Source organism: Bacillus cereus group sp. BfR-BA-01441 (genome assembly GCF_022663075.1).
Classification (GTDB): Bacteria; Bacillota; Bacilli; order Bacillales; family Bacillaceae_G; genus Bacillus_A; species Bacillus_A cereus.
The window spans coordinates 106,814-123,339 of sequence record NZ_JAKUEU010000006.1; the positions used below are offsets into that span (position 1 = coordinate 106,814).

The window sequence follows — 16,526 nt, forward strand, 5'->3', positions numbered from 1 at the left end:
TTCAATACCATTCCAAATGTGTTATTGTACGTTCAATTTCAGGAAATGAATCGATGTACTCAAGTACACGATTCATTTCTTTTTCACAGATAACACGATTTGAGGATACGGAAACAATTGCAATTTCTGTACGTTGCCATACATCTTGATGCCCAACTTCAGAAACAGCTACATTATAGCGCTGTTTCACACGAGTTAACACACGTTGTAAAATTGCACGTTTCTCTTTTAAAGAATGCACATCGTAAATCATACACTCGAATGAGAGTGAAGCGATAATCATCGCTTCACTTCTTCCATAATGTACGCTTCAATGATGTCCCCTTCTTTAAGATCATTATATCTCTCAATTGTAATACCACACTCATAGTTTTGTGCAACTTCTTTTACGTCGTCTTTGAAACGTTTTAACGTATCAAGTTGTCCTTCGAAAATTACTACGCCGTCACGGATAATACGTACGCCACTATCACGCGTAATTTTACCGTCTGTTACGTAACAACCTGCGATTGTTCCAACTTTTGTTACTTTAAACGTTTGACGAACTTCTGCTTGACCGATTACTTTTTCTTCGAATTCTGGATCAAGCATACCTTGCATCGCTGCTTCAATCTCTTCGATTACTTTATAAATAATACGGTGTAAACGAATATCAACGTTCTCTAATTCAGCTGTACGCTTCGCGTTCACATCTGGACGTACGTTAAATCCAATTACAATTGCATTAGATGCAGAAGCTAAAATGATATCAGATTCTGTAATCGCACCTACACCAGTGTGAATGATTTTAACTTTTACACCTTCAACATCAATTTTACGAAGTGATGCTGCCATCGCTTCAACAGAACCTTGTACGTCTGCTTTTACGATTAAGTTAATTTCTTTTACATCGCCCTCTTGGATTTGTTGGAATAAATCTTCAAGGCTTAATTTAGATTTCTCACCACGTTGTGCAACTAAAGCTTCTTGTGCACGTGATTCACCAATTTGACGAGCTTTCTTCTCATCAGCGAATGCCATGAAACGATCTCCAGCCTGTGGTACTTCGTTTAAACCAGTAATTTCAACAGGAGTTGATGGACCAGCAACTTTTACACGACGACCAATATCACTTACCATTGCACGAACACGTCCGAATGAAGTTCCAACAACGATTGGATCTCCAACTCGAAGCGTACCGTTTTGAACAAGTAATGTCGCGATAGTTCCTTTACCTTTATCAAGCTGTGCTTCGATTACTGTACCAGTTGCATAGCGGTTTGGATTTGCTTTATATTCTTCTACTTCACTTACAAGAAGGATCATTTCTAGTAAGTTGTCAATGCCTTCGCCTTGAATTGCAGAAATTGGTACGAAAATAGTATCTCCGCCCCAAGCTTCTGGAACTAATTCATATTCTGTTAGTTCTTGCATTACGCGATCAGGGTTTGCAGCTGGTTTATCCATTTTATTCACAGCAACAATAATTGGTACTCCTGCTGCCTTCGCATGGTTAATTGCTTCAACCGTTTGTGGCATAACACCGTCATCCGCTGCAACAACAAGGATTGTAATATCCGTTACTTGTGCACCACGAGCACGCATCGTTGTAAATGCTGCGTGACCAGGTGTATCTAAGAATGTAATCTTCTTATCGTTTACTTCAACTTGATATGCACCGATATGCTGAGTAATTCCACCCGCTTCGCCTGCAGTTACTTTTGAGTTACGAATAGAATCCAGTAATGTTGTTTTACCGTGGTCAACGTGTCCCATGATTGTAACTACAGCTGGACGTTCTTTTAAGTTCTCTTCATCATCTTGCTCATCAATGAATGTTTCAAACTCAGTCTCGCTCACAATTACTTCTTCTTCTACTTCAATACCGTAGTCGTTAGCAATTAACTCAATTGTATCTTTATCCAAGTCTTGGTTAATTGTTGCCATAATTCCAAGCATGAAGAGCTTCTTAATAATTTCAGATGGCTCTTTGCTTAATTTTTTAGCAAGATCTCCTACTGTAAGGCTTCCAGAGAAAGTAATTTTATCTGGTGTTTCTACAATTTGAGTTTGTTGTCTACCAGCAAAGTTCTCTTGACGTTTGTCTTCGTTCCCTTTGCCTTTTTTCTTTTTCTTATTGCTGTTCTTTTTACTGCGAACAACTTTTTCTTCTACTTCAAACTCATCTGCAACAGAAGGTTTTTCAGTTTGATATTCATTATCTAATTTATTTACTACTTCATCGTCTAACATTGTCATATGATTCGAAACCTCGATATTCATTTCTTTTAGTTTTGTCATAAGATCTTTACTTGAGATATTATGTTTTTTTGCATATTCATGCACTCGAATTTTACTCATACCTTCACCCCCGGTAATTTGTATCGAGCATGCTACGCAGCTTTTTCGCAAAGCCTTCATCTAACACAGCTACAACGACTCGCTCATCTCTCCCAATCGCATGCCCTAATTGTTGTCGATTTTCGACCTTTCTCATTGGTACGTTGTAGTACGTAGTTTTATCTGTGATGCGTTTTGTAGTATTTACTGACGCATCTTCAGATAGCAATACAAGTTTTGCTTTGCCACTTCGTACTTCTTTTAAAACGAGTTCTTCACCCGAAATAATTTTCCGAGCCCGGTTTGCTAGTCCTAAAAACGATTTCCAATCGGACACTTATTTCGACTCCTTCTCAACAAGCTCAAGAAGCTCTTCATATAAAGAACCGTCGATTTTCGCTTTTAGATGATGTTCCAAAACATTTTTCTTTTGAGCTTGAAGAATGCTCTCCTTGTCCTTCGACAAGTAAGCACCTCGTCCTGATTTTTTCCCAGTTAAATCAATGGACACTTCTCCCTCTTTGGAACGAACAATGCGAACGAGCTCTCGTTTTGATTTCATTTCTTGCGTTGCAACACATTTTCGTAACGGAACTTTTCGATTGCTCATACTCATCACCTCTATTCGATTTCGTCTTCCACTGAATCGAATCCAAATGCGATTACGCTATCTTCTTCTGTTACAATACCAAGTTGTTTCGCATCAGACTCACTCTTAATGTCAATTTTCCAGCCTGTTAATTTAGCTGCAAGACGTGCATTTTGTCCACGCTTACCGATAGCTAATGATAGCTGGTGGTCTGGAACAACTACTGTTGTCGCTTTTTCTTCTTCATCTACAAGTACTTTAACAACTTGTGATGGGCTTAATGCATTTGCAACATATTCAACTGGATCATTTGACCAGCGAACGATGTCAATTTTTTCACCTTTTAATTCGTCTACAATGCGTTGTACACGTTGCCCTTTTGGTCCTACACAAGAACCAACTGGATCAACATCAGTGTTCTCTGCATATACAGAGATCTTAGAGCGATCGCCAGCTTCACGTGCTACAGAACGAATTTCTACAGTTCCATCATAGATTTCAGGAACTTCCATTTCGAATAAACGTTTTAAAAGACCAGGATGTGTACGTGATACGTAAATTTGTGGTCCTTTTGTCGTTTTTTCTACTTTCGTAATGAATACGCGAATACGATCATGTGGTTTGTATTGCTCATTAGGCATTTGCTCACTTACAGGTAATAAAGCTTCTACTTTTCCTAAGCTTACATAGATGAAACGAGCATCTTGACGTTGTACAATACCTACCATAATATCTTCTTCACGGTCACTAAACTCAGAGTAAATAACACCGCGCTCTGCTTCACGCACTCGTTGTGTTACAACTTGTTTTGCAGTTTGTGCTGCAATACGACCAAAGTCTTTTGGTGTTACTTCAATTTCTAGTACGTCACCATCTTGATAGTTTGGATTAATTTGTCTTGCTTCCTCTACAGAAATTTCAAGACGTGGATCAAACACATTGTCTACTACGTCTTTACGTGCTAAAACTTGAATTGTTCCCACTTCTGGGTTAAAGCTCACACGAACGTTTTGTGCTTGATTAAAATTGCGCTTATAAGCAGAGATTAAAGCTGCTTCAATCGCATCAATAATAATGTCTTTGCTAATGCCTTTTTCAGATTCTAATACGAGCAAAGCATCTAATAACTCAGTGCTCATGAAGATCCCCCTTCTAACTAAAACGTAACAGCAAGTCGCGCATTTGCGACTTTATCCATCGAAATTTGGATTTCTTTTTTACGTGTTTTAATTGTTAATAATAATGTTATTGTTGTACCATCGTAAGAAAGCAGTTTTCCTTCAAACATCTTTTCACCATCAATCGGCTCATATGTTTTAATTGCCACTTGTTTTCCTACCGCTTGCTGGAAGTCTTTTTCTTTCTTTAATGGGCGTTCCGCTCCAGGAGATGATACATCCAAAAAGTAAAGATGAGGAATTGGGTCCTCTTTATCTAAAGCTTCGCTTAAACGTTCACTTACCGCACCGCATTCTTCAATGTCGACTCCCTTTTCAGAATCGATGAATACGCGTAAGAACCAGTCTTGTCCTTCTTTCACATACTCTACATCTACAAGTTCAAGATTTAACTCTTCAACGATCGGCTGCGCAAATGCTTCTACAACTTCTGTGACTTTCTTATCCATAAACAGCCTCCTTCCTGCCGTCATGTACCATTTAAAAGAAGAAGACCCCGCCAATTTAAAAACGGTCTATCTTATTCTTTCTCGTTAGCTAACAAAAGCCCCTGCTGTTCAGCAGGGATTATCTGTCTTAGTATTACCAAATTTAAGAAGTAAAACTTGTAACAAAATATGTATATACGACAGAAATCTTTTACCTATCTACGTAGATAAAACATAGATAGTAACACGAAAGAGTGGGTTTCCCCACTCTTTTCTTTACACAATATACATGACATGGTTATCTCGGTTAATAGTATATCATAGGAAATGTTGATTTGCAAAGACTTTTCCTACCTACTAGAACAGTGATAACTGGTTTTGATCTGGTAAGTCTCCTAAACAACCTTGGCTATCTAAATACTCAATAATTGTTTTCGAAACCTTACTTCGCTGTTGCAAGTCTTCTTTTGATAAAAAGTCTCCATTTTTACGTGCTTCTACAATACTTAAAGCTGCGTTTGTGCCAAGACCAGGTACTGCATTAAATGGAGGGATTAATGTATCTCCATCAATAATAAATTCTGTTGCATGTGAGCGGTATAAATCCACCTTTTGGAATGAGTATCCACGCTCACACATTTCAAGTGTCATTTCTAGTACCGTTAATAAACTCTTCTCTTTCGGCGCAGCATCGAGTCCCTTTTGAGCAATTTCATCAATTCTTGCACGTATAGATGCTGAACCTTTCGCCATTGCCTCTACATCAAAATCATCTGCACGAACTGTAAAATATGCGGCATAGAATAACAGTGCAAAATGTACTTTAAAGTATGCGATACGTACAGCCATAAGTACGTAAGCAGCCGCATGGGCTTTAGGGAACATGTATTTAATCTTCTTACATGAATCAATATACCAACCTGGTACATTATTATTTTTCATGTCTTCTTCCCATTCTTCCGGTACACCTTTACCTTTACGAACCGACTCCATGATTTTGAAGGCTAATGATGGATCTAGACCTTGATAGATTAAATATACCATGATGTCATCACGACAACCGATAACTTCGCTCAGCGTACATGTACCGTTATAAATTAACTCGTTTGCATTACCAAGCCATACGTCGGTACCATGTGATAGTCCAGAAATTTGGACTAACTCTGAGAATGTCGTCGGTTTTGTCTCTTCTAACATCTGTCTTACGAATTTTGTACCAAACTCTGGTATACCAAGTGTACCTGTTTTACAGTTAATTTGTTCTTCCGTTACCCCTAACGATTCTGGACCAGAGAAAATTTTCATTACTTCTGGATCATCCGTTGGGATTGTTTTCGGATCAATACCACTTAAATCTTGTAACATACGAATAACGGTCGGATCATCGTGTCCTAGTATATCAAGTTTCAATAAATTATCATGAATCGAGTGGAAATCAAAATGCGTTGTTCTCCATTCAGCACCAATTGAATCAGCTGGATACTGTATTGGTGAGAAATCAAAGATATCCATGTAATCTGGCACAACGATAATACCGCCTGGATGCTGTCCTGTTGTACGTTTTACACCGGTACACCCTGCTACTAAGCGATCAATCTCTGCATTTCGAATCGTTAAGTTATGATCATTTGCATAACCTTTTACATATCCGTAAGCAGTTTTTTCCGCAACTGTACCAATCGTTCCTGCACGATATACATAGTCTTCACCGAACAGTACTTTCGTATAGTTATGGGCACGTGGTTGGTATTCCCCGGAGAAGTTCAAATCGATATCGGGTACCTTATCTCCTTTAAATCCAAGGAATGTTTCGAACGGAATGTCATGTCCATCTTTTACATATGGAATATTACAAGCAGGACATTCTTTATCTGGTAAGTCAAAACCAGAGCCTACAGAACCATCATTAAAGAATTCTGATTGCTTACACTTCGGACATACATAGTGTGGTGGTAATGGGTTTACTTCTGTAATTTCCATCATCGTTGCAACAAATGATGACCCTACCGATCCACGCGAACCTACTAGATATCCGTCTACTAACGATTTTTTCACAAGCTTATGTGAAATTAAATAAATTACGGCGAATCCATGCCCAATAATACTTTTTAATTCTTTTTCTAAACGTGCTTCTACAATTTCCGGTAGCTCTTCACCATAAATGCTACGCGCCATTTTATAACTCATATCACGCGTTTCATCATCAGCACCTTCAATTTTCGGTGTGTATAGATCGTCTTTTACTGGATGCACATCACCAATTAATGACGCAATCTTTTGTGTATTTGTTACAACAACTTCTTTCGCTTTATCTTCACCTAAGAATGAAAAACATTCTAACATTTCATCAGTTGTACGGAAATGTACTGGCGGTAATGAATGTCGATTTAACGGATTGGCTCCGCCCTGCGAACTGACTAAAATTTTACGATACATTGCATCCTCAGGGTCTAAATAATGCACGTTTCCTGTAGCAACAACTGGTTTATCTAACGTCTCACCTAGTTTTACTAAGTTAGAAATAATTGTTTTTAATTGACCTTCGTCTCGAACAAGTTCACGTTCTACTAAATGACGCAACACCTCTGGAGGCATTACTTCAATGTAATCATAGAACTGGGCAATTTCTTCTACCTCTTCAGGTGCCTTTTGCATCATTGCCTCGAAAACTTCACCTTTATCACAAGCCGTTCCTACTAAAATTCCTTCACGGTATTTTTTTAATAGTGACCTCGGCACACGTGGTACACGGTAAAAGTAATTAAGGTGAGAATATGAAACAAGTTTATATAAATTTTTCAATCCAACATCTGATGTGGCAAGTAACGTCATATGACTTGGACGGCCACGCTTATACGCATCCCCTTGTCCCATGCTATCATTTAATTGATCGTGATATTCAAATCCCTTTTCAATTACGTCTTTCAACATTTTCACAAGTAAATATCCCGTCGCTTCTGTATCATAAATCGCACGGTGATGTTGTGTTAATTCAATATCAAGTTTTTTACACATCGTATTTAATCGATGATTTTTCATTTCTGGGAATAAGAATCGTGCAAGTTCTAACGTATCAATAACGGGGTTATTCGTTTTTTCTAGTCCAGCCTTTTTAAAACCTACGTTAATAAAGCCCATATCAAAGCTCGCATTATGGGCAACAAGTGTATGGTCGCCCATCCATTCCTCAAACTTTTTAAACACTTCGTCCACTTCAGGTGCATCAGTTAACATATCATCTGTAATACCTGTTAATTCAATGATCGTCGCCGATAATGGTTGATGCGGATTTGCAAAAGATTCAAAGCGGTCAATAATTTCGCCACCCTTTACTTTTACAGCAGCCAACTCAATAACTGTATCGTATACAGCTGATAAACCTGTCGTCTCAACGTCGAAAACAACATACGTTTCCTCTGCAAGTAAACGATGCGCTTCGTTATATGCTATCGGTACACCATCATTAACTAAATTTGCTTCTACACCATATATAACTTTAACTCCAGCCTTCTTCCCCGCAGAATACGCCTCTGGGAAAGACTGAGCCACGGCATGGTCTGTAACCGCAATAGCCTCATGTCCCCATTTACCAGCTTGAGCAACAAGCTTAGAAACTGGAGTGACAGCGTCCATTTGACTCATCGGAGTATGGAGATGCAGCTCTACTCGTTTTTCGCCTTCTGGTGCTTTATCTTTACGAGACGGTCCTGTGATTTCATTAATATCATTTGCAATCATTACTAAATCTCGAACGAATGTATCGTTTTGAACAGAACCACGCGCTTTCACCCACATTCCTTTTTTCAAGGATTGCAGCATTGGAATATCTTCTTTGTCACGCGAGAACATTTTGATCATAATAGAATCCGTATAATCCGTTATTTTTAAAGTTAATAACGTACGTCCACTACGAAGCTCTTTTGTTTCTACATGGAAGACATATCCTTGAACCGTTTTTCTTCTTTCTTCATCTTGAATTTCTCGCATCGGTGTAATCTCTTCATCTGGCTTAATAAGATACCCGAGTGTAATCGGTCCTTCATACACAACGCTGCTTTCTTCAGCTTGCTTCTTCGCCATTTCTTCCATAGCTTGTATAACACGCTCGCGGTCTTCTTGCTGCGTTTGTTCACGAAACTTTTGCATTTCTTCTGTATTTTGCTGTATATGTGTGTCTAACTGAAAACGCGGGAATCCAAAAACTTCGTATTGATCCCCTACTGGTTTCGCAACGTTTTTCTTTAAAGCAGTAGACTCCAACTCGTTATTCACATTTATTAGCAACTTCACTCCATTCACCTGTGGAAGCTGCTTCTTTAAGTATGCGAACATAGGTGAAAATGTAATTCGTTCCGTACAAAGCGGCCAATACGCCCTCACTTCTTCTTCTGTAAATTGTTTATTCTCTGTTTCTAATGCAAATGTTGTTCTTGCAATATGAGAAAATGATTGCTTAAGCTTTGTTTCTAGCAATTCATATAATTCTGTAGGCAAAATACGTGGCACTTGTAAATCAAAATGCCAACTTTTATTCGCTTTATCAATAACGAGCCTTTCAATACCACCGCCTTGTAAATATTGATTTATAAGGTCGTCTGGTATTTGCAACTGCTGGAGCAAAATTTGAAATCGCTCTTGTTGTTCATTTGTTAAAGACATAAGCACTCTCCTTCCATTTGCTATTATAAATTGAAACGTACCACAAAGAAAGATTTCTCACCTCTTCTTTTACAAAATACGTTTACAAAGAAAGAGAAGGTACCCCATTACGAGGTACCTCTTCTTATTTTAAAATATTTGCAATATATGTTTGAAGTTCTTCTACTTTTACTTCTTCAGACTCACCTGTAGCACGTACTTTCACTTCTACAATACCTTCGTCTGCTTTTTTACCAACTGTAACACGAACTGGAAGACCAAATAAATCTGCATCTGCAAATTTAACACCTGCACGTTCTGCACGATCGTCTAATAACACTTCATAGCCTTGTTCTTGTAATGAGTTGTAGATATTTTCACCCATTTCACGTTGTGCATCCGATTTCATATTTACTGGAATTACATGCACATGGAACGGTGCTACAGCTTTTGGCCAAACTAAGCCGTTCTCATCGTTAAACTGCTCTGCAATTGCTGCCACTGTACGAGATACCCCGATACCGTAACAACCCATAATAAGTGGTTGTGTTTTTCCGTTTTCATCCAGGAATGTTGCGTTCATTGCTTCACTATAACGAGTTCCTAATTTGAATACATGACCAACTTCAATTCCGCGTGCAAAAAGAATTGTTCCGTTTCCATCTGGAGATTGGTCTCCTTCTTGGATGAAGCGTAAATCTGTATATTGACTTACTTTAAAGTCACGTTCTGGATTTACATTTACATAATGGAATCCTTCTTCATTCGCTCCTGAACATCCGTTAACAATTGATGCTACAGCATGATCAGCAATAATTTCGATATCACCTGTTACATTAATCGGTCCTAATGAACCAACTTCACAATTTAATAATGCTTTTACTTCTTCATGAGAAGCAAGCTCAACAACTGAAGCGCCGTATACATTTTTCACTTTCACATCGTTTACTTCGTGATCACCACGAACAAGTACCACTACTAATTTCTCATCTACTTTAAACACCATAGACTTAATGCACTTGTCAGCTGCAATGTTTAAGAATGCGGATACTTCTTCAATTGCTTTTTGGTCTGGTGTTGCTACTTTTTCAAGTGCTTTTTCTGCTTCGTCACTCTTCGTATACGTAGCTACAACAGGAGCCATTTCGATGTTTGCTGCATAATCAGATGTGTCAGAGTATGCAATTGTATCTTCACCAACATCAGATAATACCATAAATTCATGTGTATCTTTTCCGCCCATTGCTCCAGAATCAGCAATAACTGCACGGAAATTCAAGCCACAGCGAGCAAAAATGTTAGAGTATGCTTTATATAAACGATCGTATACTTCATCTAAGCTCTCTTGTGTAGCATGGAAAGAGTATGCATCTTTCATTAGAAACTCTCTTCCACGTAATAAGCCGAAACGAGGTCTTTGCTCATCACGGAATTTTGTTTGAATTTGGTATAATGTTAACGGTAATTTTTTATATGATTTCACTTCATCACGCACAAGATCCGTAATTACTTCCTCATGTGTCGCTCCTAATGCGAATTCACGAGCATTACGATCTTTCATACGCATTAATTCAGATCCGTAAGAATACCAACGACCTGATTCTTGCCATAATTCCGCAGCTTGCATAGCTGGCATTAATAATTCTACAGCTCCTGCGCGCTCCATTTCTTCTCGAACGATACGTTCTACTTTGTGTAATACTTTTAATCCAAATGGTAGAAAGCTATAAATACCAGAAGCATTTTGACGCATAAAACCTGCACGAAGTAATAGCTGATGACTCTTAATTTCAGCATCAGCTGGAACTTCACGTAATGTAGGACTGAATACCATACTTTGTTTCATTTATTTGCACCTCTTCATTTTACTCTTACACGCAGTAAAACCCCTCACCTCGAGTTAGGTGAGGGATTTTATTCTACGAGCTCTATTTCATTATAAGTTTCACTTTATTTTACAAGAAAAACTTACGAATGTCATTCCAAGTTACAACTAACATAAGTAACATTAATAATGCAAAACCAATAAAGTGAACCATTCCTTCTTTTTGGCGATCAATTGGTTTCCCTCGTAACGCTTCAATTAAGAAGAAGAATAAACGGCCACCATCTAAAGCAGGAACTGGTAATAAATTAAATAAACCAAGATTAATGCTTAGAACTGCAGCTAAACTTAGTACACGCGTAAACCCATAATCTACAACTTGATCTGTTAGATTATAAATTCCTACTGGACCTGATAACTCATTAATAGAAAATTGACCAGTTACTAATTTAACAAGAGATTCAAAAATTAGTTTCGTCCATTGGTACGTTTGTTCAAATCCTGATTTAATAGAACCCATTACTGTTTTCTCTACAGGAGAATACACACCGATTCTACCAACTTCGTCTTTTCCTTCTTTATCGAGTGTTGGCGTTACTTTCACATTAAACTGTTCATTATCACGCTTTACTTGTAACGTAATTTCTTTATTTGGGTTTTCACGTACAATAGTAACAACATCTTTCCATGTACTTGTGTTTTTCCCATCAATAGCTTGAATTGTATCATTCTCTTTCAATCCAGCTTGCTGTGCTGCACTGTTATCCATCACTTTTCCGACCATTGGTTTGTCAATAGGAACCCCTTGTACAAATCCAAGAATCACAAAAATAACAAATGCTAAAATGAAGTTCATTGCAGGACCCGCAAAGATTGTTAAAGCGCGTTGCCCTAGTTTTTTCGAGCCAAATTGTCTATTATACGGAGCAATTTGAATTTCTTCCCCCGCAGTAATAATACGAGCCTTTTCATTCACTCGGAATGTTTGAAGCTCTTCCTCGTACTCTTCATAGCCCGAAATTGTTAAATTATGCTCCAAATCAGCTTGTTCGACTTCAATAACACGAACATTTGGATACTTTTCATATCCATCAAAAACTAATTTCACAACTTCGTCTTTTTCATTTAATACAAGGCCAACCTTTTTCCCAGGCTTTAACTCAACTGTGTCCGCATCCTCGCCGGCCATTCTTACATAGCCACCAAGGGGCAGTAATCGAATCGTATACACCGTTTCATTCTTTTCAAATGAGAATATTTTCGGACCAAAACCAATCGCAAACTCGCGGCATAAAATACCTGCTCTTTTTGCGAAATATAGATGCCCTAGCTCATGGAAAAATACGAGTGCACCGAAAATTAATATAAAGGCAATCGCTGTATTCAATTCCATAACCACCTTTGCTAAATTTGTTCCATCACAAACCGTCTTGTGGCCGCATCAATTTCCAAAATTTCCTCTAAGCTCGGTCGTGCAATGACATTGTGATGGTTCATTGCTTTTTCAATGAGGTCTTCCACTGTTAAGAAACCAATTCTCTTTTGTAAAAAGGCTTCAACAGCTACTTCATTCGCTGCATTCATTACAGCTGGCATACTTCCACCTGCTTTTCCAGCTTCATACGCAAAACGTAAACAACGGAATCGTTCTTGGTCCATTTTCTCAAAATGCAACGTCCCTATTTCCCATAAGTTTAACTGTTTTGTGTCTGAAAGAGGCAATCTATCAGGATATGTAAGTGTGTATTGAATTGGTACTCGCATATCAGGTGAACCAAGCTGCGCCATTACACTACGATCTTCAAATTCAACCATAGAATGGATAATACTTTCTTTATGTAAAACAACATCGATTTGCTCATAAGGGATACCAAAAAGCCAATGTGCTTCAATTACTTCTAGTCCCTTATTCATCATTGTAGCAGAATCAATTGTAATTTTCGAACCCATTGACCAGTTTGGATGTCGAAGCGCATCTTCTACGGTCACATGATGCAATTCATCCCTCGTTTTATCACGGAAACTTCCACCAGAAGCCGTTATAATAAGACGAGAAATTCTTTTTTCATTTTCACCATTCAAGCACTGAAAAATAGCCGAATGTTCACTATCTACTGGAAGTAACGAAACATTATGTTTTCGTGCTGCTTCCATTACAAGATGTCCTGCAGTTACTAACGTTTCTTTATTTGCAATTCCAATTGTTTTTTTCGCCTCAATTGCACGAAGTGTTGGTAACAACCCTACGCTACCTACAACAGCATTTACTACAATCTCCGCATCTGGATGTAATGCTACTTCTAAAAGTCCTTCACTACCATATACAATTTTTGTATTACCAGAAACAGATTGTAATTTTAAAACATCTTCCTCTCTTTGCACAGAGACGATTTGCGGAGAAAATTCTTGAATTACCTTTACTGCGTAGTCAATATTTTTCCCTACAGAAAAAGCAACGAGACGGAATTGGTCTGGGTGCGAGCGTAATACATCTAAAGTTTGTGTACCAATTGATCCGCTTGCACCTAATAAACTAATGTTTTTCATGACTCCAACCCCTCGTTCATTTATTAATTGTATTGTAATAAGAAGTAGAGAATTGGTAAAACGAATAACCAACTATCTGTTCGGTCTAATATACCACCATGCCCAGGTAAAATTGTACCTGAATCCTTTACGCCATAATGACGTTTAAAAGCAGATTGTACTAAATCACCAATTTGTCCAAAAATAGAAATGATAATTGTCAGCACAATTAAAATTACTACATTCGATTCGACTGGGAAGAACACGTTGTAAACAAGTGCCACAATAATTCCACAAACGATACCGCCTAATGAACCTTCAATCGTTTTATTCGGACTAATTTCTGGCCACAATTTTCTCTTGCCCAATGCTTTTCCTACGAAATATGCGCCTGAATCAGTAGCCCATATAACAAATAATGCGCAAAATACATATTTAATTCCTAATATTCTCGTTTCATTTAAATATAAGAATCCCATTGCCACATATGTCGTTGCCATCAGTAAAAATGAAGCATTATCAAAAGTAAATGTATTCTTAGAAAGGACTGTATATGATAAAAGTAATAAAACAATCACAAATGTGATTTCCAATTTACCTAATCCAATCCATGTAAACAGTTCTGATGCACTACTTGGAATTAAAAGAATCCACAATAATACTGCAGCTAAAACTGTCGGTACTGAAATAAGCGTAAGCTTATTCATACGAATTAATTCATATAAACCTATAGAAGCAAGTGCATACACTAAAACCGTAAAAGGCACGCCACCGTATATTACGATGGGAATGAATAGCGCGGCAGCAACCACTCCAGTAATAATTCTCTGTTTCACTATCAAACCCTCTCTTTCTACACGCCTCCGAATCTGCGCCCTCTATGTTGAAAGTCAGTAATCGCATTTAGCAAATGTTCTTCTTTGAAGTCTGGCCAATACACGTCTGTAAACCAAAACTCCGAATATGCAATTTGCCATAACATGAAATTACTAATACGTAGCTCTCCGCTTGTTCGGATTAACAACTCTGGATCAGGTAAAGAACTCGTCATTAAGTAGGAGGAAAGCATTTCTTCACTTACCTCTTCAGAACGAATTTTTCCTTCCTCATTATCTTTCATCATATGTTGCACAGCAGAAACGATTTCATCTCGACTTCCATAGTTTAACGCGAAATTAAGAATTAATCCCGTATTCTCTTTCGTATCTTCCATGGCTTTCTCCATCGCTCTGCGTGTATGCGTAGGAAGACGATCTTTTTGCCCTATTACTCGGACTTGTACGTTTTCTTCAATCAATTCTGGTAAAAATGTACCTAGAAATTCTTCTGGAAGCTTCATTAAATAATCAACTTCCTTTTTCGGTCTTTTCCAGTTCTCAGTTGAAAAAGCATAGAGAGTTAACACTTTCACATTAAGTTTACTTGCAAATTTTGTAATTTTCTTTACAACTTGCATACCTTCATGATGTCCCGCAATACGAGGCATTGCTCTCCTCTTTGCCCATCTTCCATTCCCATCCATAATGATGGCAATATGTTCTGGGATATATCCTTTTTTCACTTCTTCAACGAGATGATCAAACGATGTGTCCTTTTTACCTTTAAAAAAAGGAAAGTTTTTAAACATCATTCATACCCTCCAGCAAGCAGACGTATGCCTAAAAGTGTAAAAAGACCCCCTTAAGAAGAGGGTCATATTTGCGAAGTTATCGCTATTACACTTCCATGATTTCTTTTTCTTTGTTTTTTGCGATTTCGTCAACTTTTGCAATATATTTATCTGTTTCTTTTTGGATATCTTCAGTATATCCTCTTAAATCATCTTCTGTAATCTCGCCAGCTTTTTCAAGCTTCTTAAGATCATCATTTCCGTCACGACGTACGTTACGAACAGCAACTTTTGCTTCTTCAGCATATTTTTTCACAACTTTTACAAGATCACGACGACGCTCTTCTGTTAGTGCAGGGAATGCAATACGAATTACAGTTCCATCATTAGAAGGGTTTAAGCCTAAATCTGCTTTTAAAATTGCTTTTTCAATATCACCGATAGAAGTTTTATCATAAGGTTGAATTACTAGTAAACGCGCTTCTGGAACTGTAATGTTCGCTAATTGCACAACTGGTGTTGGTGCACCATAGTAATCAACTTGTACCTTATCTAATACAGACGCGTTTGCACGACCAGCACGAACTGTTGCTAATTCACGAGAATAAGCAGCAACTGCTTTTTCCATTTTTTCATTTGAAGACTTCAATACTTGTTGTCCCATATTTATTTCCCCCTTACCACTGTTCCGATATTTTCGCCTAAAACGGCACGTTTAATATTACCTTTTTCCATAACTGAGAATACAATTAGTGGAATATCATTATCCATACATAGAGAAGAAGCTGTAGAATCCATTACACCTAAACCTTCTTTTAATACATCTAAGTAAGTAAGCGTTTCGTATTTTGTAGCTGTTGGATCAATAGATGGATCCGCATTATATACACCATCTACATTGTTTTTCGCCATTAAAATTACATCTGCTTCAATTTCTGCCGCACGTAATGCTGCTGTTGTATCTGTAGAGAAGTATGGGTTACCTGTACCTGCTGCAAAGATAACAACACGTTTTTTCTCTAAGTGACGAACTGCTTTACGACGAATGTAAGGTTCTGCAACTTGACGCATCTCAATTGAAGTTTGTACACGAGTTTGAATTCCGATATTCTCCAAGCTATCTTGAAGAGCTAATGAATTCATAACTGTCGCTAACATGCCCATGTAATCTGCCCCTGCACGATCCATGCCCATTTCACTTCCAATTTTCCCACGCCAAATGTTACCGCCACCAACAACAACAGCAACCTCTACATCAAGTTCTGCAATTTCTTTTACTTGTTCCGCAACTGACTTAATAACAGTTGGGTTAATTCCAAATCCTTGCTCTCCAGCTAAAGCTTCTCCACTTAGCTTTAAAACGACACGATTATATTTCGGTTTACTCATAATGAACCTCCAATTGCTTACATCT

The 16,526-nt window shown here is 37.9% G+C and carries 14 protein-coding genes; all 14 read right to left on the reverse strand.

Features of this window, described 5'->3' with window-relative positions:
* Position 1: 1 nt before the first annotated feature.
* Entirely contained in the window at positions 2-283 is a 282-nt protein-coding gene (locus MR107_RS04800) for a DUF503 domain-containing protein (protein WP_000582363.1), read from the reverse strand.
* On the reverse strand, positions 280-2,340 hold the full coding sequence (gene infB / locus MR107_RS04805; RefSeq protein WP_000036343.1) for a translation initiation factor IF-2: 2,061 nt from the start codon (positions 2,338-2,340) through the stop codon (positions 280-282). Before infB ends, MR107_RS04800 begins: the two co-directional genes overlap by 4 nt.
* Positions 2,341-2,344: 4 nt before the next feature.
* A complete protein-coding gene (locus MR107_RS04810; protein WP_001286523.1) occupies positions 2,345-2,656 on the reverse strand; it encodes a YlxQ family RNA-binding protein in 312 nt (103 codons plus the stop codon).
* Complete coding sequence (rnpM, locus tag MR107_RS04815; RefSeq protein ID WP_000071127.1) at positions 2,657-2,929, reverse strand: RNase P modulator RnpM; 273 nt, start codon at positions 2,927-2,929, stop codon at positions 2,657-2,659.
* Positions 2,930-2,940: 11 nt separating this feature from the next.
* Positions 2,941-4,047 (reverse strand): transcription termination factor NusA, encoded by a 1,107-nt coding sequence (gene nusA / locus MR107_RS04820; protein ID WP_000102604.1) that lies wholly within the window; start codon positions 4,045-4,047, stop codon positions 2,941-2,943.
* Positions 4,048-4,064: 17 nt separating this feature from the next.
* Positions 4,065-4,535 carry a ribosome maturation factor RimP gene (gene rimP, locus MR107_RS04825; protein WP_000359096.1) on the reverse strand — a complete coding sequence of 157 codons (471 nt, stop codon included), beginning with the start codon at positions 4,533-4,535 and terminating at the stop codon, positions 4,065-4,067.
* A 336-nt stretch (positions 4,536-4,871) separates the two neighbouring features.
* Complete coding sequence (locus MR107_RS04830; RefSeq protein WP_000060005.1) at positions 4,872-9,173, reverse strand: PolC-type DNA polymerase III; 4,302 nt, start codon at positions 9,171-9,173, stop codon at positions 4,872-4,874.
* A gap of 124 nt (positions 9,174-9,297) precedes the next feature.
* Entirely contained in the window at positions 9,298-10,998 is a 1,701-nt protein-coding gene (locus MR107_RS04835) for a proline--tRNA ligase (protein WP_000814299.1), read from the reverse strand.
* Between the two features lie 109 nt (positions 10,999-11,107).
* Positions 11,108-12,364, reverse strand: a complete 1,257-nt coding sequence (gene rseP / locus MR107_RS04840; RefSeq protein WP_001090243.1) for an RIP metalloprotease RseP — start codon at positions 12,362-12,364, stop codon at positions 11,108-11,110.
* A 17-nt stretch (positions 12,365-12,381) separates the two neighbouring features.
* Positions 12,382-13,524 (reverse strand): 1-deoxy-D-xylulose-5-phosphate reductoisomerase, encoded by a 1,143-nt coding sequence (gene dxr, locus MR107_RS04845; protein WP_242292097.1) that lies wholly within the window; start codon positions 13,522-13,524, stop codon positions 12,382-12,384.
* A 23-nt stretch (positions 13,525-13,547) separates the two neighbouring features.
* A complete protein-coding gene (gene cdsA / locus MR107_RS04850) occupies positions 13,548-14,339 on the reverse strand; it encodes a phosphatidate cytidylyltransferase (protein WP_000813592.1) in 792 nt (263 codons plus the stop codon).
* Positions 14,340-14,356: 17 nt separating this feature from the next.
* Positions 14,357-15,133, reverse strand: coding sequence for an isoprenyl transferase (gene uppS, locus MR107_RS04855; protein WP_000971296.1), 777 nt, complete (start codon positions 15,131-15,133; stop codon positions 14,357-14,359).
* Between the two features lie 85 nt (positions 15,134-15,218).
* Positions 15,219-15,776: a ribosome recycling factor gene (gene frr / locus MR107_RS04860; protein WP_000531501.1), complete on the reverse strand. Its 558-nt coding sequence runs from the start codon at positions 15,774-15,776 to the stop codon at positions 15,219-15,221.
* Positions 15,777-15,778: 2 nt separating this feature from the next.
* Positions 15,779-16,501, reverse strand: coding sequence for a UMP kinase (pyrH, locus tag MR107_RS04865; protein WP_000042668.1), 723 nt, complete (start codon positions 16,499-16,501; stop codon positions 15,779-15,781).
* Positions 16,502-16,526: the final 25 nt, after the last annotated feature.

Excerpts from the sequence above, each read along its gene's own strand:
- dxr (WP_242292097.1), bottom strand. The coding sequence starts at position 13,524 with ATGAAAAACATTAGTTTATTAGGTGCAAGCGGATCAATTGGTACACAA.
- rnpM (WP_000071127.1), bottom strand. The coding sequence starts at position 2,929 with ATGAGCAATCGAAAAGTTCCGTTACGAAAATGTGTTGCAACGCAAGAA.
- MR107_RS04800 (WP_000582363.1), bottom strand. The coding sequence starts at position 283 with ATGATTATCGCTTCACTCTCATTCGAGTGTATGATTTACGATGTGCAT.
- MR107_RS04830 (WP_000060005.1), bottom strand. The coding sequence starts at position 9,173 with ATGTCTTTAACAAATGAACAACAAGAGCGATTTCAAATTTTGCTCCAG.
- MR107_RS04835 (WP_000814299.1), bottom strand. The coding sequence starts at position 10,998 with ATGAAACAAAGTATGGTATTCAGTCCTACATTACGTGAAGTTCCAGCT.
- nusA (WP_000102604.1), bottom strand. The coding sequence starts at position 4,047 with ATGAGCACTGAGTTATTAGATGCTTTGCTCGTATTAGAATCTGAAAAA.
- rimP (WP_000359096.1), bottom strand. The coding sequence starts at position 4,535 with ATGGATAAGAAAGTCACAGAAGTTGTAGAAGCATTTGCGCAGCCGATC.
- infB (WP_000036343.1), bottom strand. The coding sequence starts at position 2,340 with ATGAGTAAAATTCGAGTGCATGAATATGCAAAAAAACATAATATCTCA.
- pyrH (WP_000042668.1), bottom strand. The coding sequence starts at position 16,501 with ATGAGTAAACCGAAATATAATCGTGTCGTTTTAAAGCTAAGTGGAGAA.
- uppS (WP_000971296.1), bottom strand. The coding sequence starts at position 15,133 with ATGATGTTTAAAAACTTTCCTTTTTTTAAAGGTAAAAAGGACACATCG.
- frr (WP_000531501.1), bottom strand. The coding sequence starts at position 15,776 with ATGGGACAACAAGTATTGAAGTCTTCAAATGAAAAAATGGAAAAAGCA.